15 protein-coding genes, 3 tRNA genes, 1 pseudogene and 1 riboswitch are annotated in these 17,267 nt (G+C 60.0%); of the genes and pseudogenes, 4 read left to right on the top strand and 15 right to left on the bottom strand.

Going from position 1 to position 17,267, the window contains the following annotated elements:
• Positions 1–4 precede the first annotated feature (4 nt).
• From nuoG to WGT02_RS09650, 11 genes and pseudogenes are all read right to left on the bottom strand, one after another.
• Positions 5–2,086, bottom strand: a complete 2,082-nt coding sequence (gene nuoG, locus WGT02_RS09700; RefSeq protein WP_024314718.1) for an NADH-quinone oxidoreductase subunit NuoG — start codon at positions 2,084–2,086, stop codon at positions 5–7.
• A 217-nt stretch (positions 2,087–2,303) separates the two neighbouring features.
• A complete protein-coding gene (locus WGT02_RS09695) occupies positions 2,304–2,930 on the bottom strand; it encodes a 5' DNA nuclease (protein ID WP_197901955.1) in 627 nt (208 codons plus the stop codon).
• A 2-nt stretch (positions 2,931–2,932) separates the two neighbouring features.
• Positions 2,933–4,237: an NADH-quinone oxidoreductase subunit NuoF gene (gene nuoF / locus WGT02_RS09690; RefSeq protein WP_024314720.1), complete on the bottom strand. Its 1,305-nt coding sequence runs from the start codon at positions 4,235–4,237 to the stop codon at positions 2,933–2,935.
• A 10-nt stretch (positions 4,238–4,247) separates the two neighbouring features.
• Positions 4,248–5,384 carry an NADH-quinone oxidoreductase subunit E gene (locus WGT02_RS09685; protein WP_208248155.1) on the bottom strand — a complete coding sequence of 379 codons (1,137 nt, stop codon included), beginning with the start codon at positions 5,382–5,384 and terminating at the stop codon, positions 4,248–4,250.
• Positions 5,385–5,400: 16 nt separating this feature from the next.
• A pseudogene (locus WGT02_RS09680) lies at positions 5,401–5,643 on the bottom strand (hypothetical protein); the annotation flags it as partial.
• Positions 5,644–5,652: 9 nt separating this feature from the next.
• Entirely contained in the window at positions 5,653–6,843 is a 1,191-nt protein-coding gene (locus WGT02_RS09675) for an NADH-quinone oxidoreductase subunit D (RefSeq protein WP_024314723.1), read from the bottom strand.
• A gap of 73 nt (positions 6,844–6,916) precedes the next feature.
• On the bottom strand, positions 6,917–7,519 hold the full coding sequence (locus WGT02_RS09670; RefSeq protein WP_024314724.1) for an NADH-quinone oxidoreductase subunit C: 603 nt from the start codon (positions 7,517–7,519) through the stop codon (positions 6,917–6,919).
• Between the two features lie 15 nt (positions 7,520–7,534).
• Entirely contained in the window at positions 7,535–8,119 is a 585-nt protein-coding gene (locus tag WGT02_RS09665) for an NADH-quinone oxidoreductase subunit B family protein (RefSeq protein WP_024314725.1), read from the bottom strand.
• Entirely contained in the window at positions 8,110–8,475 is a 366-nt protein-coding gene (locus WGT02_RS09660; RefSeq protein WP_007789653.1) for an NADH-quinone oxidoreductase subunit A, read from the bottom strand. Before WGT02_RS09660 ends, WGT02_RS09665 begins: the two co-directional genes overlap by 10 nt.
• 333 nt (positions 8,476–8,808) lie before the next feature.
• Positions 8,809–8,885 (bottom strand) — tRNA-Asp (locus WGT02_RS09655).
• A gap of 53 nt (positions 8,886–8,938) precedes the next feature.
• Positions 8,939–9,015: transfer RNA gene (locus WGT02_RS09650), tRNA-Asp, on the bottom strand.
• Positions 9,016–9,412: 397 nt separating this feature from the next.
• Here WGT02_RS09650 and WGT02_RS09645 point away from each other — a divergent pair.
• From WGT02_RS09645 to WGT02_RS09635, 3 genes are all read left to right on the top strand, one after another.
• A tRNA-Val gene (locus WGT02_RS09645) sits at positions 9,413–9,488 on the top strand.
• Positions 9,489–9,888: 400 nt separating this feature from the next.
• Positions 9,889–10,935: a GGDEF domain-containing protein gene (locus tag WGT02_RS09640; protein WP_024314726.1), complete on the top strand. Its 1,047-nt coding sequence runs from the start codon at positions 9,889–9,891 to the stop codon at positions 10,933–10,935.
• 131 nt (positions 10,936–11,066) lie between these two features.
• Positions 11,067–11,672 carry a class I SAM-dependent methyltransferase gene (locus tag WGT02_RS09635; RefSeq protein WP_024314727.1) on the top strand — a complete coding sequence of 202 codons (606 nt, stop codon included), beginning with the start codon at positions 11,067–11,069 and terminating at the stop codon, positions 11,670–11,672.
• 2 nt (positions 11,673–11,674) lie between these two features.
• On the opposite strand, the gene WGT02_RS09630 is transcribed toward WGT02_RS09635, so the two are convergent.
• Positions 11,675–12,076, bottom strand: coding sequence for a cupin domain-containing protein (locus WGT02_RS09630; RefSeq protein WP_024314728.1), 402 nt, complete (start codon positions 12,074–12,076; stop codon positions 11,675–11,677).
• 310 nt (positions 12,077–12,386) lie between these two features.
• Here WGT02_RS09630 and WGT02_RS09625 point away from each other — a divergent pair, with 310 nt between their 5' ends.
• The gene (locus WGT02_RS09625) at positions 12,387–13,373 is read left to right on the top strand and encodes an aldo/keto reductase (RefSeq protein WP_024314729.1); all 987 of its coding nucleotides are present in this window, start codon (positions 12,387–12,389) and stop codon (positions 13,371–13,373) included.
• 64 nt (positions 13,374–13,437) lie between these two features.
• Here WGT02_RS09625 and WGT02_RS09620 read toward each other — a convergent pair whose 3' ends face one another.
• The 3 genes from WGT02_RS09620 to hupB form a co-directional block, all read right to left on the bottom strand.
• On the bottom strand, positions 13,438–15,648 hold the full coding sequence (locus WGT02_RS09620; RefSeq protein WP_208250455.1) for an esterase-like activity of phytase family protein: 2,211 nt from the start codon (positions 15,646–15,648) through the stop codon (positions 13,438–13,440).
• Positions 15,649–15,719: 71 nt separating this feature from the next.
• Complete coding sequence (locus tag WGT02_RS09615) at positions 15,720–16,580, bottom strand: DMT family transporter (protein ID WP_208248157.1); 861 nt, start codon at positions 16,578–16,580, stop codon at positions 15,720–15,722.
• 119 nt (positions 16,581–16,699) lie between these two features.
• Positions 16,700–16,850, bottom strand: a riboswitch (FMN riboswitch).
• 122 nt (positions 16,851–16,972) lie between these two features.
• Complete coding sequence (gene hupB / locus WGT02_RS09610; RefSeq protein WP_007531759.1) at positions 16,973–17,248, bottom strand: DNA-binding protein HupB; 276 nt, start codon at positions 17,246–17,248, stop codon at positions 16,973–16,975.
• Between the last annotated feature and the right edge of the window lie 19 nt (positions 17,249–17,267).

The following is a 17,267-nucleotide window of genomic DNA, read 5'->3' as shown; positions in this document are numbered from 1 at the left end:
GCCCTTACTCTGCCGCGACTTTGAAGTTGTTGCGGGCCAATGCCGAGCACTCGGCCATCACTGCCGAAGCGCGCGCGATCGGGTTCGTCAAATAGAAGTCTTTGACCGGCGAAGCAAACCCGGATTTGTTCATCTTGCCGGCTTTTTTCGCAACTGCGGCAATTTTGGCGCTGTCGCTTTCAGCGATCTCGTCAAGCGCTGCGAAATGGGGGAAGGCCGCATAGAGCTTTGCACGCAATTCGCCAAGCGAGTCAAACGGAAGCTTCTTGCCGAGCACGTCGGAAAGCGCGCGCAGGATCGCCCAGTCTTCGCGGGCGTCACCCGGTGCGAAGCCGGCTCGATTGCCCATCTGAACGCGACCCTCGGTGTTGACCCAGGTGCCGGACTTCTCGGTGTAGGCTGCCGCCGGCAGGATGACATCGGCATTGTGGGCACCGTGGTCACCGTGCGATCCGATGTAGACCGTCAGCTTTGCCTTCTTGGCGGCGAAATCAAGTTCGTCGGCGCCAAGCAGGAAGAGAACATCCATTGATGCCAGCATCTCTGCAGCGTTGACACCCTTTGCACCGGGCACGAAGCCGAGGTCGAGACCGCCGACGCGCGATGCCGCCGTGTGCAGAACAGCAAAGCCGTTCCAGCCTTCCACGACTGCACCGACCGTGCCGGCAAGCTTTGCAGCAGTTGCGAGAACACCAGCACCATCGCTGCGCGACAGAGCGCCCTGGCCGATGATGATCAGCGGCTTCTTGGCATCCGTCAGAACCTTGGCGAAGGCGTGGTTGTCGTCAGCGAGATCCTTCAGCGTGTCCGGGCCAGCGCCGAGATATTCATGGCCGTAGCGCAGTTCGCCAGCTTCGCCGATCACCCCGATCGGGAAGTTGCCGCGGCGCCAGCGCTTGCGGATGCGGGCGTTGAGCACGGCGGCTTCGAAGCGCGGGTTGGCGCCGATGATCAGCAGTGCGTCCGCCTGCTCGATGCCTTCGATCGTCGGGTTGAAGAGGTAGCTTGCGCGGCCGAGCGACGGATCAAGTGCCGTCCCATCCTGGCGACAGTCGAGGTTCTCGGAACCGAGCGACTTCACGAGTTCCGACAGTGCGTACATTTCTTCGACGGATGCGAGGTCGCCGGCTATTGCGCCGACCTTCTCGCCGCTGGTCGCGGCAACGGCAGCCTTGATCGCGCCGAAAGCTTCGCCCCAGGTCGCAGCCTGCAGGCGGCCGTCCTTGCGGACGTATGGGCGGTCGAGGCGCTGCGTCTTAAGGCCGTCCCAGATGAAGCGGCTCTTGTCGGAAATCCACTCTTCATTGATCTGGTCGTTGACCCGCGGCATCACGCGCATGACTTCGCGGCCGCGCGTGTCAACACGGATTGCGGAACCGAGTGCGTCCATGACGTCGATCGTTTCGGTCTTGTTCAATTCCCAAGGACGGGCCGTGAAGGCGAACGGCTTCGAGGTCAGAGCGCCAACCGGGCAAAGGTCGACGACATTGCCCTGCAGCTCGGAGGTCATCGCCTGCTCGAGGTAGGTCGTGATTTCGGCGTCCTCGCCGCGGCCGATCAGGCCGAGTTCGGAAATGCCGGCTACCTCGGTCGTGAAGCGGACGCAACGCGTGCAGTGAATGCAGCGGTTCATGACCGTCTTGACGAGCGGTCCGATGTACTTGTCTTCGACGGCGCGCTTGTCTTCCTGATAGCGCGAGCTATCGATGCCAAAGGCCATCGCCTGGTCCTGCAGGTCGCATTCGCCGCCCTGGTCGCAGATCGGGCAATCCAGCGGATGGTTGATCAGCAGGAACTCCATCACGCCTTCACGGGCCTTCTTGACCATCGGCGTGTTGGTGAAGACCTCCGGCAGTTCGCCGTTCGGGCCGCCGCGGATATCGCGCACGCCCATGGCGCAGGATGCCTGCGGCTTCGGCGGGCCGCCTTTTACCTCAACGAGGCACATGCGGCAGTTGCCGGCAACCGAAAGGCGCTCATGGAAGCAGAAGCGCGGAACTTCAGCACCGGCTTCCTCACACGCCTGAATGAGGGTGTAATGATCGGGTACTTCGATCTCGTTACCGTCAATCTTCAGTTTTGCCATCGTCACTCAGTCCTGTTTTCCGTTTGCCGGATGGCGGCAAACAAACCCACTTTGCAACAGTTTCGCTGCCAGGCCGGATTCTTGTCCCGTTGGCATCGGTGTCGCTCAAATTCTCTGCCGATCCCGAGACCCGGGATCAGCCTTCGGCCTTCGCAGTTTCGGGCGCCTGCCCGTCCTCTTCAGCCTTGACCCTGCTCCGGCCGTTTCGGCCGAAAATTCACTTCCGCTTTCGCCCCTTGGCGATCAGCGCCTTGGCCTGCGCAACCCAGCCATCGCGGGCGATCCGCCCGTCGAAGCCGAGTTCGGCGTCGATGTGCGCCGCGTCCTCGTCCGACCAGCCGGCGATTATGGCGAAGGAGCGAATGCCCCTGGCGTTCAGCACCTGCTCGATCTTCGGACCGACGCCGGAAATCTGCTTCAGATCGTCCGCCTTTCGAGCGCCTGAAGCGGGTTTGGCAACCACTTCAGGCGTGGCATTCGGTTGCCTAACCGGAACAACCGAAAGCCTGACTTTGTCTGCAACCTTCCTGGCAGGCGCCCTCTCCGGCCGGACCTCGACTTGCGGCTTGCCCTCATCGGGCGGCGTTTCGTCGAGAACGGAGGCGAGCTTGCTCGTTGCATCGAGCGCGCCCTGCAGCGCTCCGAAGAATGCGCCGGCCATCTGCGTCGAAAAGCCGAAACCGATCGCGGTAGCCGCCGCCATTGCCGCAGCCGGATTGACCATCACGGACGGCACCGGCAGCGCACGGGCGTTTTCCAGCATCTCGGCAGCAAGGCGGCCGAAGTCGGCCGAGAAATCAGCCACCCCTTCCTTGTCAGTGCTATCGGACGCCTTCGTCATCAGCCTTACTCTGCAGCCTCGAGAACCGCCCCGTGATCCAGTGCGCTTGCCGTATACTGGTCGATACGCGCTTCGATCTCGTGACGGAAGTTACGGATCAGACCCTGCACCGGCCATGCGGCAGCATCACCGAGCGCACAGATAGTGTGACCTTCGATTTGCTTGGTGACCTGGAACAGCATGTCGATTTCGCGCTTGTGGGCATTGCCTTTGGCCATGCGCTCCATCACGCGCCACATCCAGCCGGTACCTTCGCGGCACGGCGTACACTGGCCGCAGCTCTCATGCTTGAAGAAGGCCGAGATGCGGGCGATGGCCTTGATGACATCGGTGGACTTGTCCATGACGATCGCAGCGGCCGTACCGAAGGAAGAACCGACCGCGCGCAGGCCATCGAAGTCCATCGGGCAGTCGATGATGTCCTTTGCCGGAACGATCGGGCACGATGCGCCGCCCGGAATCACTGCAAGCAGGTTGTCCCAACCGCCGCGGATGCCGCCTGCGTGGCGATCGACGAGCTCGCGGAAAGTGATGCCCATTTCCTCTTCGACGGTGCACGGCTTGTTGACGTGGCCCGACAGCATGAACAGCTTGGTGCCGACGTTGTTCGGACGACCGATCGACGAGAACCAGCCAGCGCCGCGGCGCAGAATGGTCGGAGCAACCGCGATCGATTCGACGTTGTTGACCGTCGTCGGGCAGCCGTAGAGACCCATGTTGGCCGGGAACGGCGGCTTCAGGCGCGGCTGGCCCTTCTTGCCTTCCAGGCTTTCGAGCAGAGCGGTTTCTTCGCCGCAGATATAGGCGCCGGCGCCGTGATGGACGAAGATGTCCATGTCCCAGCCCAGCTTGTTGTTCTTGCCGAGCAGGCCGTAATCATAGCATTCGTCGATCGCCGCCTGCAGGGCTTCACGCTCACGGATATATTCGCCGCGGACGTAGATATAGGCCGCGTTTGCACCCATGGCGAAGCTGGCGATCACGCAGCCCTCGATCAGCGTATGCGGATCATGGCGCATGATGTCCCGGTCCTTGCAGGTGCCGGGCTCCGATTCGTCGGCATTGACGACGAGATAATGTGGGCGTCCGTCGCTTTCCTTCGGCATAAAGGACCACTTGAGACCGGTCGGGAAACCCGCGCCGCCTCGGCCGCGAAGGCCCGATGCCTTCATCTCGTTGATGATCCAGTCGCGACCCTTTTCGAGGATCTGCTTGGTGCCGTCCCAGTGGCCGCGGCTCATCGCGCCCTTCAGAGACTTGTCCTTGAGGCCGTAGATATTGGTAAAGATGCGGTCTTTATCTTGTAACATGCTTCACCCCTTACCGCGGCTTCTTACCGAAGACTTTAATGTATTCGGCTTCGCCGCCCTTGGCGAGCGCCTTGGCCTGCTTGACCCAGTCGTCGCGCTCGATGCGGCCCTTGAAATTCAGGTAGCCATCAACCCATTCGCGTTCGGCCCTCTTCCAGCTCGCGACCTGCGCGAAGGTGAAGATGCCGAGTTCGTGGAGCGTGCCTTCGATCTTCGGACCGACGCCGGAGATCAGCTTCAGATCATCCGGAGCAGCCGGTTTTTCGATGCCGGCCGGACGGTTTTTGTCGGTAAGCGAGGGCTTTGCCGTGGCAACCGGAGCCGCTGCCGGTGCAGCAGCCGCCTGTTCTTCGACAGCCTTCACGTTCCTGGCGGCCGCCTTCGGCGCCGTTGCCGGCGTCTTCAATGCAGCGTTGGTTTCAGCATCGGTGCTCTTCGGGCGCGCAGCTTCAGACGGCGGAACCGGAGCAGCATCGACCTTTGCCGTCGCAGCTTCGGCAACGGCCTTCTTTGCAGGCGCCTTCTTTGCCTTCGGTTCGTCTTCCGTCAGCGTCGTCGGGCCGCCCTCCGGCGACGAGAAGTGACGGTCGATCTGCGGGCCGGGCGTGATGCTCGCGCCATTGCCGGCCTCGAAGGTATCAATGATTTCTTCAAGACGTTCCGGCGTCAGGTCCTCGTACGTATCCTTGCCGATCATGACCATAGGCGCGTTGACGCAGGCCCCAAGACACTCGACTTCTTCCCAGGAGAGCGTGCCGTCAGCGTTACGCTCAAAGGGGTGATGGTGGATCTTGCTCTTGCAGACCGCCATCAGGCTTTCCGAGCCGCGCAGCATGCAGGGCGTTGTGCCGCACACCTGGACGTGGGCGCGCGTACCGACCGGGTTCAGCTGGAACTGCGTGTAGAAGGTCGCAACTTCGAGAACGCGGATATAGGCCATGTCGAGCATGTCGGCGATCTTTTCGATCGCGGGGCGCGTGACCCAACCATCCTGCTCCTGCGCCCGCATCAACAGCGGGATGACCGCGGATTGCTGACGGCCAGCGGGATATTTCTTGATCGTCTTTTCCGCCCAGAGCGCGTTCTCGTCATTGAAGGCGAACGCGGCAGGCTGGAATTGATCTTCGGCTAATCGACGAACGGACATTCTTCCTCACGCCTTGTCAGTTTATGGTCCCACACTGCGATGCCGTCAGAGACTTCATCTCGCATGCGTAGGCCGACTGGTCTTTTTGCAAAAACACAACGAACTTGCCGCCGTTCGGAACGGCGGCCTTGATTTCATAGCCCTTGGACAACAGGTCGCCCATCGAGGCCTTTGCTGCCGGCGGCTGCACCTCGCCCTGGCCCAGCTTCGGGCCCATTCCGCCGACGTCCTGGGCGACGGCCCCGGAGGCAGCAAGGAGGCAGCTTCATCAGCGGTCTACCTCACCGAACACGATGTCGAGCGAACCGAGCACGGCCGTCACGTCAGCGAGCATGTGGCCCTTGCAGAGGAAGTCCATCGCCTGCAGGTGGGCGTAGCCCGGTGCACGGATCTTGCAGCGGTACGGCCTGTTGCTGCCATCGGCGACGACGTAGACGCCGAATTCGCCCTTCGGCGCTTCGACGGCCGCATACACTTCGCCGGCCGGCACGTGATAGCCTTCCGTGTAGAGCTTGAAGTGGTGAATGAGCGCTTCCATCGAACGCTTCATCTCGCCGCGCTTCGGCGGAACGACCTTGCCGTCGATCGACGAGACCGGACCGGTCTTGGCACTGCCCATCAGGCGCTCGACGCACTGCTTCATGATGCGAACCGACTGGCGCATCTCGATCATGCGGATCAGGTAGCGATCGTAGCAGTCGCCGTTCTTGCCGATCGGAATGTCGAATTCCATATCGTTGTAACACTCGTAGGGCTGCGAGCGGCGCAGATCCCAGGCAGCGCCCGAACCGCGCACCATGACGCCCGAGAAGCCCCACGACCATGCGTCTTCCAGCGATACGACGCCGATATCGACGTTACGCTGCTTGAAGATACGGTTGTCGGTCAGCAGGCCTTCGATATCGTCGAGGATCTTTAAGAAGGGATCGCACCACTTCCCGATATCCTCGACCAGCTCCGGCGGGAGGTCCTGGTGAACGCCACCCGGACGGAAATAGGCTGAGTGCATACGGGCGCCGCAGGCGCGCTCATAAAACACCATCAGCTTTTCGCGCTCTTCGAAACCCCAGACCGGCGGCGTCATCGCACCGACGTCCATGGCCTGCGTCGTCACGTTCATGATGTGCGACAAGATTCGGCCAATTTCGGAGTAGAGAACGCGAATGAGCTGACCGCGAATCGGAATTTCGAGCTTCAGCATCTTTTCGACGGCGAGCGCGAAAGCGTGTTCCTGGTTCATCGGCGCGACGTAGTCGAGACGATCGAAATAGGGAACGGCCTGCAGGTAGGTCTTCGTCTCGATCAGCTTTTCAGTGCCCCGATGCAGAAGGCCGATATGCGGATCGACGCGCTCGATGATTTCACCATCGAGCTCAAGCACGAGACGCAGAACACCGTGCGCGGACGGATGCTCCGGTCCGAAATTGATCGTAAAATTGCGAACGTTATGTTCAGTCATAGCGACGCGCTCCGCGCTGGCAATTGGCATGAGACGAAAAGCAGAGAGGCTTCAAGAAATCCGAGCCTCATCTTCACTTCGCCGCCTTCTCGTCTCCCGGCAGCACGTAGTCCGTGCCCTCCCAAGGGGACATGAAGTCGAAATTGCGGAATTCCTGCTTCAGTTCGACGGGTTCGTAGACAACGCGCTTGGCAGCATCGTCATAACGCACTTCGACGTAACCCGTCGTCGGGAAGTCCTTGCGCAGCGGGTGGCCCTCGAAACCGTAATCGGTGAGAAGACGGCGCAGGTCCGCATGACCGGAGAACGGAATGCCGTACATGTCCCAGGCTTCCCGCTCGAACCATTCGGCACCCTTATAAACGGCGGTTGCCGACGGCACCGGTTCGCCGTCAGCCACGGCAACCTTGACACGGATGCGCAGGTTTTGCTTCGGCGACAGCAGGTGATAGACGACATCGAAACGCTTTTCGCGCTGCGGCCAGTCTACACCGCAGATATCGATCATGCTGATGAAGCCGCAGCGTGCGTCGTCGCGCAGGAACGTCAGCAGCGCCAGAATCGTTTCCGGCGTCGCAGCGACGTTCAGCTCATCGTAGCTGATGGATGCATCGAGAAAGAGATCGCCGCGCATCTCGCGGAGATACGAAGACAATTCGCTCAAGGCTTCAGTCATGACAGTCCTCCGCCCTTAGCGCTCGATCGTTCCGGTTCGACGGATCTTCTTCTGCAGAAGCAGCACCCCGTAGAGCAGCGCTTCTGCCGTGGGGGGACAGCCCGGCACGTAGATATCGACAGGAACGACACGGTCGCAACCACGGACGACCGAATAGGAATAGTGATAGTAACCGCCGCCATTGGCGCAGGATCCCATCGAGATGACGTAGCGCGGCTCAGGCATCTGGTCGTAGACCTTGCGCAGCGCAGGCGCCATCTTGTTGGTCAGCGTGCCGGCAACGATCATAACGTCCGACTGGCGCGGCGAAGCGCGCGGAGCAACACCGAAGCGCTCCATGTCGTAACGCGGACCGGAAACCTGCATCAGGCCTTCGACGGCACAGCATGCCAGACCGAATTGCATCCACATCAACGAGCCCGTACGGGCCCAGGTGATCAGATCGCGGGTCGAGGTAACGAGAAAGCCCTTATCGGCCAGTTCATCGTTGATTTCGCCGAAGACGGCGCTGTCGCTGCCGATCGGCTTTCCCGTTGCCGGGTCGATGATGCCCTTCGGGTGTGGCGCGACGAGCGCCTTATCGCTTTGGGCTACTCCCATTCCAGGGCTCCCTTTTTCCATTCATAGATAAAGCCGATGGTCAGCACAGCGAGGAAGACCATCATGGACCAGAAGCCGAACCAGCCGATCGCGCCGAACGAAACGGCCCACGGAAAGAGGAAAGCGACTTCGAGGTCGAAGATGATGAAGAGGATTGATACCAAGTAGAAACGGATATCGAACTTCATGCGAGCGTCATCGAATGCGTTGAAGCCGCACTCGAAGGCCGAAAGCTTTTCGGAATCAGGCGCCTTGAAGGCAACGGCAAACGGCGCGATCAGAAGCGCCAGGCCGATTACAAGGGCGATACCAATGAAAATAGCGATCGGAATATAGGAACTGAGCAGTCCAGTCATCAGGTTCATCCCTGCTTGCGGGCTGCGCCAGGAAGGCGCAAGTGGGCAATTGCCCGGCAAGCGAACGTGCGTTGCAACACAGCCGTGGTTAGCGCAGCCAGCGCCACGGCGCAAGACTTTTAGAGCACCAATTCGACTGCCGAGGCGCGACATTATCAAGCAGATGCAATGATGTCGCGACAAATCCACACAAGTCGATTCAGACTGCATGCCAGCCCGTCGGATATTGCATGGCTCGCAACGAAAGACGAACTCCAAGCCAACGGAAAGATCGGAACCGGTGACCAAGCAGGCATGCAACAAGAAGAGAAAAACACCCTATCCGGGACGGAATGGCGCGAGTGACGGGGCTCGAACCCGCGACCTCCGGCGTGACAGGCCGGCACTCTAACCGACTGAGCTACACCCGCGCATGTTGGACCAAAGGACCGGATCAAGCACCAGGTGGTACCTTTTCTTGAAATGGCGCGAGTGACGGGGCTCGAACCCGCGACCTCCGGCGTGACAGGCCGGCACTCTAACCGACTGAGCTACACCCGCATTCATTTCAAGCATCCGGAAGCTTTCGCGTCCATGTCAAAGCAGCCTCGCCGCTTCGATGAGCGGCTAACTAAGGGGTTCGCATTTCAGTGTCAAGCAGCTTTAGAGACAAAACGATGACAGTCCGCGAATTGTTTTCGGGGCCTCAAATTCCATGGGCAAAATCGAAGTATTGTTAAGTGAGTGCCTGCCGAGCTGCGGGCAGGCAACCAACTCCCCAGCCCTCGCCTGCCCAGCCTGCGGTTTTCCACAGTTCAGAAATCGCCGAGACCAAAGCAAGGCGAGCAGCTCCACTCAAAAAAATCAAAAAATCTTCGCAAACACTCTTGCGGTTTGTCCGCGATCCGCATAGATCACGGCCACCGACGCGGCGGACCGAACCGGACCGTTCTCGCGAGGGCGATTAGCTCAGTTGGTAGAGCGCCTCGTTTACACCGAGGATGTCGGGAGTTCGAGTCTCTCATCGCCCACCATTCTTTCCGTTCATATCCGCGATGGCATTTGCTACTGGCAAAACGTCTTTCGCTGCCCGCGCCAGCAGACGCCTGCCGGCCAAGCGAAGACCACCGGATCTCAAGCGGCTGGGAGCCAAACGCGCGCCAGCAGGTTCACATCATTCTATGCCAAATTCGGCATTTACTCCGTTTTAATTGAGCGCGCGCAATATTGTTCTTATAAGTTGTCTGCCGCGCGAGCATGACGCTCTGCGGTTTCTCTCATACATATCTCTTATGCTTTTCGGCACGGCCAAAGGTCGCTGCAGGAAGTCCCCAGCATACCTTGCCTAAATAGTGACTGCCATGCTGGCCGGTGATCCGGCCCCTTCCCGCAGTTCATCGATGGTAAACACAGTGTCACGGTGGAGAGCATCTGGTGCAGCCCAATACGCACACGAATCTGGCCTTTCGCGTTGCAACGGTCTTGCAACAATTGGGTATCGAGGGGCTGCCGCGCAACTATGAGCTCGTGTTCGAGGCCATGACCGGCAATAGTCCGGATCTCGCCCGTGAACTCAGGTCGCTCGGCCCGGTCAAGACGCAGGATGCTCTGGATGCGATTTGCCGACGTTACCTGCCCCATCACTTCGAAGGCAGCCTACTCGAGGCGCGTTCCGGCCAGGTGCAGCAGGAGCTGCAGAGCATCCTCTCCCTGCTCAACGAGGAGAAGTCCGCTCTTACGCGTTACGGAAGTGTCATCAGCCAAGCTGCCCGAATTTTCGAAGCCAATGATGTGACAGACAAGGTCGCTCTCACGCAATCGTTGCAATCGGTGAGCTCGGCCACACACGCTCGCGAGGCACAAAGCTCAATGCTCGCCTCGAAGGTGGTGGAGAAATCGCAGAAACTTGAGGAGGTGCAGCGAGAGACCGCCGCGGCGAACGCTGCCAGATTTGTCGATACGGTGACCGGGCTGGGGAACCGCCGGGGGTTCAACAAGGAACTAGCCAAGATCTACGAGAAATCAGGGCTGCCTGATCTTTGTGGAATCGCCTTTGCGGACATCGACGGCTATGAGACGATTGCCGCCGTTCCGAACCTCCTCGAACCCGTCCTCAAGAAAATCGGCGAGCTGATCCAGGGGATCTCCAGCAAAGAAGACCTGGCCTGCCGCTTCGATCGCGGTCGCTTCGGTTTCGTTTTCCGAACCGCAGACGAGACGGAAATCATGCGGCTCATCGACAGGCTCCGCGATCGAATAAAGGGGCTTGCGGTGGTGCATCCAGTATCCGGAAAACGGGCCGCTGCGCTTTCATTCTCGGTCGGGATATGTATGTCGAAGGAGGCCCTGACTGCTGATGGCGTGATCGCATTCGCCGAGCAAGCGCTCGCTATGGCAAAGGCATCGGGCGGAGACAATGTCTCCATACATGGCGTGACGAATGTCTCGCACGTGCCGAAGGACTGGCTCATTTATCGATAGAATCAGACGTCGGCGATCTGCGTTGCGCCTTCCTCAGGAAGAAGCCTAGCCAACTTTACGTCGCACTGGCTATAAGGTGGTTCTCACGGGCCGCACGGTCCAATTGTACAAGCATCATCCGAGACATCATCATGAAAACACGCGCGGAACGGCAGGCACAACGGGCGAGCATGCCGAGGACCCAGCTTGCCGCTCATCACATGGAGAACGCAAGGCTGCTGCCGGATCGGGGCGAGTTGCTCTATCGTATCCCGAACGGCGGCATCGGTGTCGAAGTCGGAGCCGCCTTTGGGGAGTACACGGCAGAGATCCTCGAAAAGAACCGGCCAGCGCAGCTTTACCTGATCGATCCCTGGAGCATGGACCGCTATAGTTCGGGGCTCGATCAAATCCACACTCAATTCAAAGACCAGATCGAGAGCGGACAACTGCACCTGATGCAGGGCACATCGCTCGAAAAGCTCGCCGAGTTCGACGATGACTTCCTCGACTGGGCCTACATCGATACGGACCATTCCTTCGAGCTCACCTGGCAGGAACTCCTCCTTTGCGAGAAGAAAGTGAAACGAACGGGAAGAATCGCCGGGCACGATTTCTGCACCGGCAACACTGTGAAGCCGATCGTCTACGGCGTCGTCGAAGCGGTCACCAAATTCTGCAAGGATTATGGCTGGCAGTTCGAGTTCCTAACGGTCGAATCGCACGCGCATTTTTCCTACTGTCTCAAGCGTCTCTGACCTCAGGCCGTTCCGGTGTATTGCTCGTCGGTAACGCGTTCCATCCAGTCGGCGGCGCTGCCGTCAAGCGCTTCATGGATCGCGATGTGCGTCATCGCGGTATCGGGTGCGGCGCCATGCCAGTGTTTTTCGCCCGGCGCGAACCAGACCGTATCGCCGGCGCGAATTTCACGAAGGGGGCCGCCCTCGCTCTGCGCCAGGCCTTTTCCGGCGGTGACAAAGAGGGTCTGTCCCAGCGGATGGGTGTGCCATGCGGTTCGGGAACCTGGCTCGAAGGTGACGCTCACCACCCGCATCCGGGCCGGGCTCGGCGCATCCATCAATGGATCCTGGCGGACGGATCCCGTGAAATACTCTGCCGGCGCCTTCATCGAGGGTTGTGATCCGCAGGGTTTGATCTCCATCAGATTTTCCTTTCGAACTTGACCTGCCCGTCTGAGCCGACCGTAAGCCAAGCGTCCGCATCATCCAAGCGATGTATGGCTCGATCGTACAGCCTGTCCTGTTGACCAGCAGGCCTTCAGTCACCGGCCAGTGATACGACGTGTCCGACGACAGCGATATCTGGCAAATCGGTCGCCGACCGCGCCGTTTGCGTCGCTCTTCGCCAGAATTGGCAACGCTTGGCAGATGCCGCCCTATCTCGGCTGCAGACGCTTGCTCCCTGCCTGGGCGACTGCTAGTGCCTGGCATTTCATCACGCGGAGGATTTCCATGAAACAGCATTCTTTCGGTCACCTGCCCCACACCGTCACGAATATCGGCTTCGGCGCATGGCAGATCGGCGGCGCCTGGGGCGATGTCAGCGAAGCCGACGGTCGCGATGCGCTGAATGCGGCGCTCGACGCCGGCATGACCTTCATCGATACCGCCGACGTTTACGGCGATGGCCGGTCGGAAAAGATCATTGCCGACGTTCTCGATAGCCGCGGCGGCGAACGGCCGATGGTTGCGACCAAGGCAGGTCGGCGGCTCAATCCGCATGTTGCCGACGGCTACACCAAGGCCAATCTCGAAGGCTTCATCGATCGCAGCCTGAAGAATCTGCGCGTCGACAGCCTCGACCTCGTGCAATTGCATTGCCCGCCGACCGAGGTGCTTTATCGCCCGGAGGTCTTCGAAGGCCTGAATGAGTTGCAGAAGGCCGGCAAGATCAGAGGCTACGGCGTCAGCGTCGCAAAAGTCGAGGAAGCGCTGAAGGCGATCGAGTATCCTGGCGTCGTCAGCATCCAGATCATCTACAACCTCTTCCGCCAGCGGCCCGATCACCTGTTCTTCCAGGAGGCGCGACGAAGGAACATCGCGGTCATCGCCCGCGTGCCGCTCGCAAGCGGGCTGTTGTCCGGGAAGATCTCTCGCGAGACGAAGTTTGCGAGCGACGATCACCGCAATTTCAATCGCCACGGCGAGGCCTTCGACGTCGGCGAGACATTTGCCGGCGTTCCCTTCGAGGTCGGCCTGCAGGCTGTGGAGGAAGTGCGCAAGCTCGTGCCGGCCGGCGCAACAATGGCGGCCTTCGCGCTGCGCTGGATCCTGATGAGCGATTCGGTAACCGTCGTCATCCCCGGCGCACGCAACGCCGAACATGCACGCGCCAACGCAGCAGCTGCTGGCCTCGCGCCGCTATCGCATGAAGTGATGGACGCAACACGCGAGATCTACGAGCGGCTGGTCGCTCCCTATGTCCACCAGCGCTGGTAAGACGACCACAAGAAAAAATGGCCGGGCTAAGACCCGGCCATTCTGTTTCCTTGATAGATCAATCTCAGTTCGTGCCGACGAGATTGACCGGGAAGAACAGGGTTTCACCCGAGGAATCGTCGACGCCGTCATTGTCCGTGACCGCGTAGGCCTTGCCGGAGGCATCGAAAGCGAAGCCTTCTAGCTTGTCGAGAACATAGCCGTTGGTGGCGGCCTTTAACTCCGGAAGGAAGTCGTGAGCCTCAGTCTTCTTGACCACCGGCAACTCGCCGCCCAACTTGGCGGGCTTCAGATCTGATATCGCCACCTTGTAGAGTTTCTTCAGCTTTGCCGCGTCACCGACGAGATTGTCGCGTTCGATGATGTAGACGCTGTCGCCGTGAGCGGAGATTTCGGAAAGACCGACCCACCCCCCTTCGGACTTGTCGAGCGGGTAGCGGACGGCACCCCACTCCTTGCTCTTCGCATTGTAGGAAACGAGTTTGACAAAGCCCTTCTCGTCATCCTTCCACTCACGCTGAACGGCCATCCAGAGCGTCGCGTCGTCGCCGGAGCCGACGATCGTCACGCCTTCAAAGCCGTAGCGGATTTCGTTAGCCGCCAGCTCCTTCGGAAGTGCTATCTCTTCCTTGATCTCGCCCTTTGGGTTGACGTGATAGAGAGCGTGCGGCACCAGCTTCTCACTGTTGCCTTCCGACGCCAGCCAGATCCAACCCTTTTCATCGACAGCCACACCCTCGATGTCGAGCTTTTGTGCCGGCTGGCCGTCGCGCTTCACGGTCAGCGCCTCGGTGATCACGGCTGGCTCCTTGGTTACGTCGATCGTGTAGATCGTCGGCTGCATGCCGAGCACGCTGTCGCTGACCGCAAACAGCTGGCCTGGCTTTTCCGGAACGGCAGCAAGGCCGGAGAGCGCCGAAAAGCCAACCGGGTTGCCGTCCTTTTCGGCGGCAACGATCTTCGGATAGGCGATCTCACCCTCGGCAAGTTCATAGATCATCACATGCGACCGCGGGCCACTATCCTTGCCGAGATCGACTTCGTTGGCGGTGGCGAGAAGATTGCGCGACGGAACGGCGACAGCGCCCTCAGGTGAAACGCCGGACGGAAGGATCTGGACGAGTTGAGGCACGGCACCGGTATCCTTGTAGACGCCGACGACGGAGGCGCGCTCCGCGAGCAGGAGTATATATTTCTGACCTCCGATCGTTGCCACTTCCAGGCCTTCCGGCTCGACACCCTTGGCGGATGAACGCTTGTCCGGATAATGACCGATATTGGCAACGGCGCGTTCGAAGGAGGCACCGGACTCATAGAGTACCTTGCCGGTTGTGTCGAAAATCGTGAAACCGCGCGAACCGCCTTGATAGTCGCCTTCGTTGGCGACGACCAGACGATCATTGTCGAGCCACTTCACAGCGTCAGGCTCGCGTGCGACGTTCTTGAGCTCACCGGCAAACTTCAGCGCGCCATCGCGCTTGGTGTCGATGCCTGCAAGATCGACGCTGCCCGCGGAGAAGTGCGTCTTCACAGACGCAGTTACCGCGTCAATGATGACGATTTCGTTGTTTTCCTGAAGGGTCAGGGCGATCTCGTTCTGATCGTTGAGGGAGACGAATTCCGGTTCCGGATCGTCGGCCGCGATCCCGGCAAGTCCGCTCAGCGCGACGTGCTTGATCGAGCCGCAATCAACCGTGCCATCCTTGATCTGGAATACGACCAGGTCGCCGGCTGGCAGCTGCGGAATCTTGCCGTCGTTCACCTCTTCGTCACGCTCGTTCTCGATTGCGATCGTGCCGAGGGTCTTGTCCTTGTTGAGCGCGATGGAATCCGGCTGACCGCCAAGATCACAGGTGCTCTCGATCTTCTCGGTGGCAACGTCAACGATCGCCAGGCGCCCCGAGGGCTTTGCCTTGCTCTTCGACGTATTGACCGCAACCAGCACCTTGCCCGCAGCGGATGTCACGGATGTCGGCTCGCCGTCCATCATGAGCGCCCCACCGGCCTTTGGTGCCTTGGCGTCTGAGATATCGACAAAGCAGATCGCACCGAGCGGGCTATCGCTGTAGATCAGCGTCATGCCGTCGTCAGTGGCCGTAATGATTTCCGCCGACGTGGCCGAAAGCTTGTCTTTTCCCTCCGGCAGGTTGGATGCCACCGGGAAGGTTGCGATGCGGTTGATAACGGGCTCTGCGGCGGCCGGAAAGGCCGCCGTCGTCAGAAGCACGGCAACAACCGCTGTCTTGCGCGAAAATATTGTCACGAAATCCCCCATGAATTCAAACACAGGGTTTTTGCGGGACGGGCATGACAGCGCAATGACACCTGCGCCGTATTCCGGCTGCGTTAGCCGGCCCCCTGCTCCTTTTTCATTTCGTTCCGCATGATGAAGAGCGATGCCCCGAGGATCAGCAGCGCACCCAACCAGAGATAACCGGTCGGGGCATAGCCGAAGACCAGCCAGCCGGCAAAAACATTCAGGGGAAGCTTCAGATCGTCGAAAGGCTGGATGTAGGCGGCATCGGCCGTGCTGTAGGCGAGCGTCAGGAAATATTGGGCCATGACGGTCAGCAGACCTGCCACGACAAAAAGGAGAAGCGTCAGGCCGGAGGGGATGCTGAGGCCGGCGGCCACAGCCAAGCCGCCGTTGATCGGAGTGAGGAGTGCCAGCAGCCCGACGGTGATGGTTTCGGGCCGTTCCACTCCGGTGAGACTCTTGGTGATCAGCGACGAGGCGCCCCACAGAAGGGCAGAGAGGATCGGCAAAAACGCCGCCCAACTGAAGCTATCGGACCATGGCTGCAGGATGATCATCGCTCCGACGAAGCCGGTACCGGTCGCTGCCCACCTCGCGGGACCGATATATTCACCAAGGAAGATGCGTGCACCCATGATGATGAAGAACGGCGAGGTCATCACCAACGCAATCGCCTGCCAGATCGGTACGGACGCGAGTCCTGCGACCCAGGTCGTCACGCCGAATGCCGCAAAGGCAACGCGCACGACATGGCGCCAGGGATAGCGCGTTCGCATCGCCCCGAGGCCGACGCGCCGGAGAAAGGGCAACGAGAAGACCAATGCAATGGCATACTGCCAGAAGGCTGCCGAGGCCGAGGGAAAGGCGAGCTTCATCGTCAGCCACTGTGTGAGGACATTGAGGATCGAGAAGGCAATGCCCGCGGCGACCATCCAGGCAGCACCGACCATTGCACGCGAGGCAGAAGATATCTGGGAAGTCTAATTCATGTCTTTCATCCGAAACCAACACAAATCAGGACGCATGAGCGCGATGTCACGGCAAGGACAGATTTCGCCCCGCCCGCTCCGCTCATTCTCTTTCATCCGGACTGTAACCGTCGGCTCCGGAGTTGCACCGGATCTGCTGACCCTTTCGGCAGATCGGCCGAAAGACGCTCGCGGGCTTGAGCCGAAGCTCTTACCGCCGGTGGGGACTTTCACCCCGCCCTGAGAACAACCATTTCATAGGACGTGCTTCGTGTGCCGACAAGTCCGCGAAAAGCAAAAAGGGTTCGGCCGTGGCCGAACCCTTCGAAACTTACACCGCCGGTCTGGTGGTCCGGCCGCCAAGCAAATTCATATCAGCCGTTTACGGCGTCCTTCAGGCCCTTGCCGGGCGTGAACTTCGGCACGTTGCGAGCCGGAATATCGACTTCAGCGCCGGTGGACGGGTTGCGGCCCTTCGTGGCAGCGCGATGGGAAACGGTGAAGCTACCGAAACCAGCGAGACGAACGTCGCCCTTGCCCTTCAGTTCAGCCTGGACGACTTCGAAAACAGCATCAACTGCGGAAGCAGCGTCGGTCTTCGAGAGTCCTGCCTTTTCGGCAACTGCGGACACGAGTTCATTCTTGTTCATGTTTCCACCCCTTTCTAAA

This window comes from Rhizobium sp. T1470, from assembly GCF_042140505.1.
Lineage (GTDB): Bacteria > Pseudomonadota > Alphaproteobacteria > Rhizobiales > Rhizobiaceae > Rhizobium > Rhizobium favelukesii.
Note: the sequence above shows the minus strand (reverse complement) of the source record. Positions and strands in the feature narration are given on the sequence as shown.

Excerpts from the sequence above, each read along its gene's own strand:
- nuoG (WP_024314718.1), bottom strand. The coding sequence starts at position 2,086 with ATGGCAAAACTGAAGATTGACGGTAACGAGATCGAAGTACCCGATCAT.
- nuoF (WP_024314720.1), bottom strand. The coding sequence starts at position 4,237 with ATGTTACAAGATAAAGACCGCATCTTTACCAATATCTACGGCCTCAAG.
- WGT02_RS09685 (WP_208248155.1), bottom strand. The coding sequence starts at position 5,384 with ATGTCCGTTCGTCGATTAGCCGAAGATCAATTCCAGCCTGCCGCGTTC.
- WGT02_RS09675 (WP_024314723.1), bottom strand. The coding sequence starts at position 6,843 with ATGACTGAACATAACGTTCGCAATTTTACGATCAATTTCGGACCGGAG.
- WGT02_RS09670 (WP_024314724.1), bottom strand. The coding sequence starts at position 7,519 with ATGACTGAAGCCTTGAGCGAATTGTCTTCGTATCTCCGCGAGATGCGC.
- WGT02_RS09665 (WP_024314725.1), bottom strand. The coding sequence starts at position 8,119 with ATGGGAGTAGCCCAAAGCGATAAGGCGCTCGTCGCGCCACACCCGAAG.
- WGT02_RS09660 (WP_007789653.1), bottom strand. The coding sequence starts at position 8,475 with ATGACTGGACTGCTCAGTTCCTATATTCCGATCGCTATTTTCATTGGT.
- WGT02_RS09635 (WP_024314727.1), top strand. The coding sequence starts at position 11,067 with ATGAAAACACGCGCGGAACGGCAGGCACAACGGGCGAGCATGCCGAGG.
- WGT02_RS09630 (WP_024314728.1), bottom strand. The coding sequence starts at position 12,076 with ATGGAGATCAAACCCTGCGGATCACAACCCTCGATGAAGGCGCCGGCA.
- WGT02_RS09625 (WP_024314729.1), top strand. The coding sequence starts at position 12,387 with ATGAAACAGCATTCTTTCGGTCACCTGCCCCACACCGTCACGAATATC.
- WGT02_RS09620 (WP_208250455.1), bottom strand. The coding sequence starts at position 15,648 with ATGGGGGATTTCGTGACAATATTTTCGCGCAAGACAGCGGTTGTTGCC.
- WGT02_RS09615 (WP_208248157.1), bottom strand. The coding sequence starts at position 16,580 with ATGGTCGGTGCTGCCTGGATGGTCGCCGCGGGCATTGCCTTCTCGATC.
- hupB (WP_007531759.1), bottom strand. The coding sequence starts at position 17,248 with ATGAACAAGAATGAACTCGTGTCCGCAGTTGCCGAAAAGGCAGGACTC.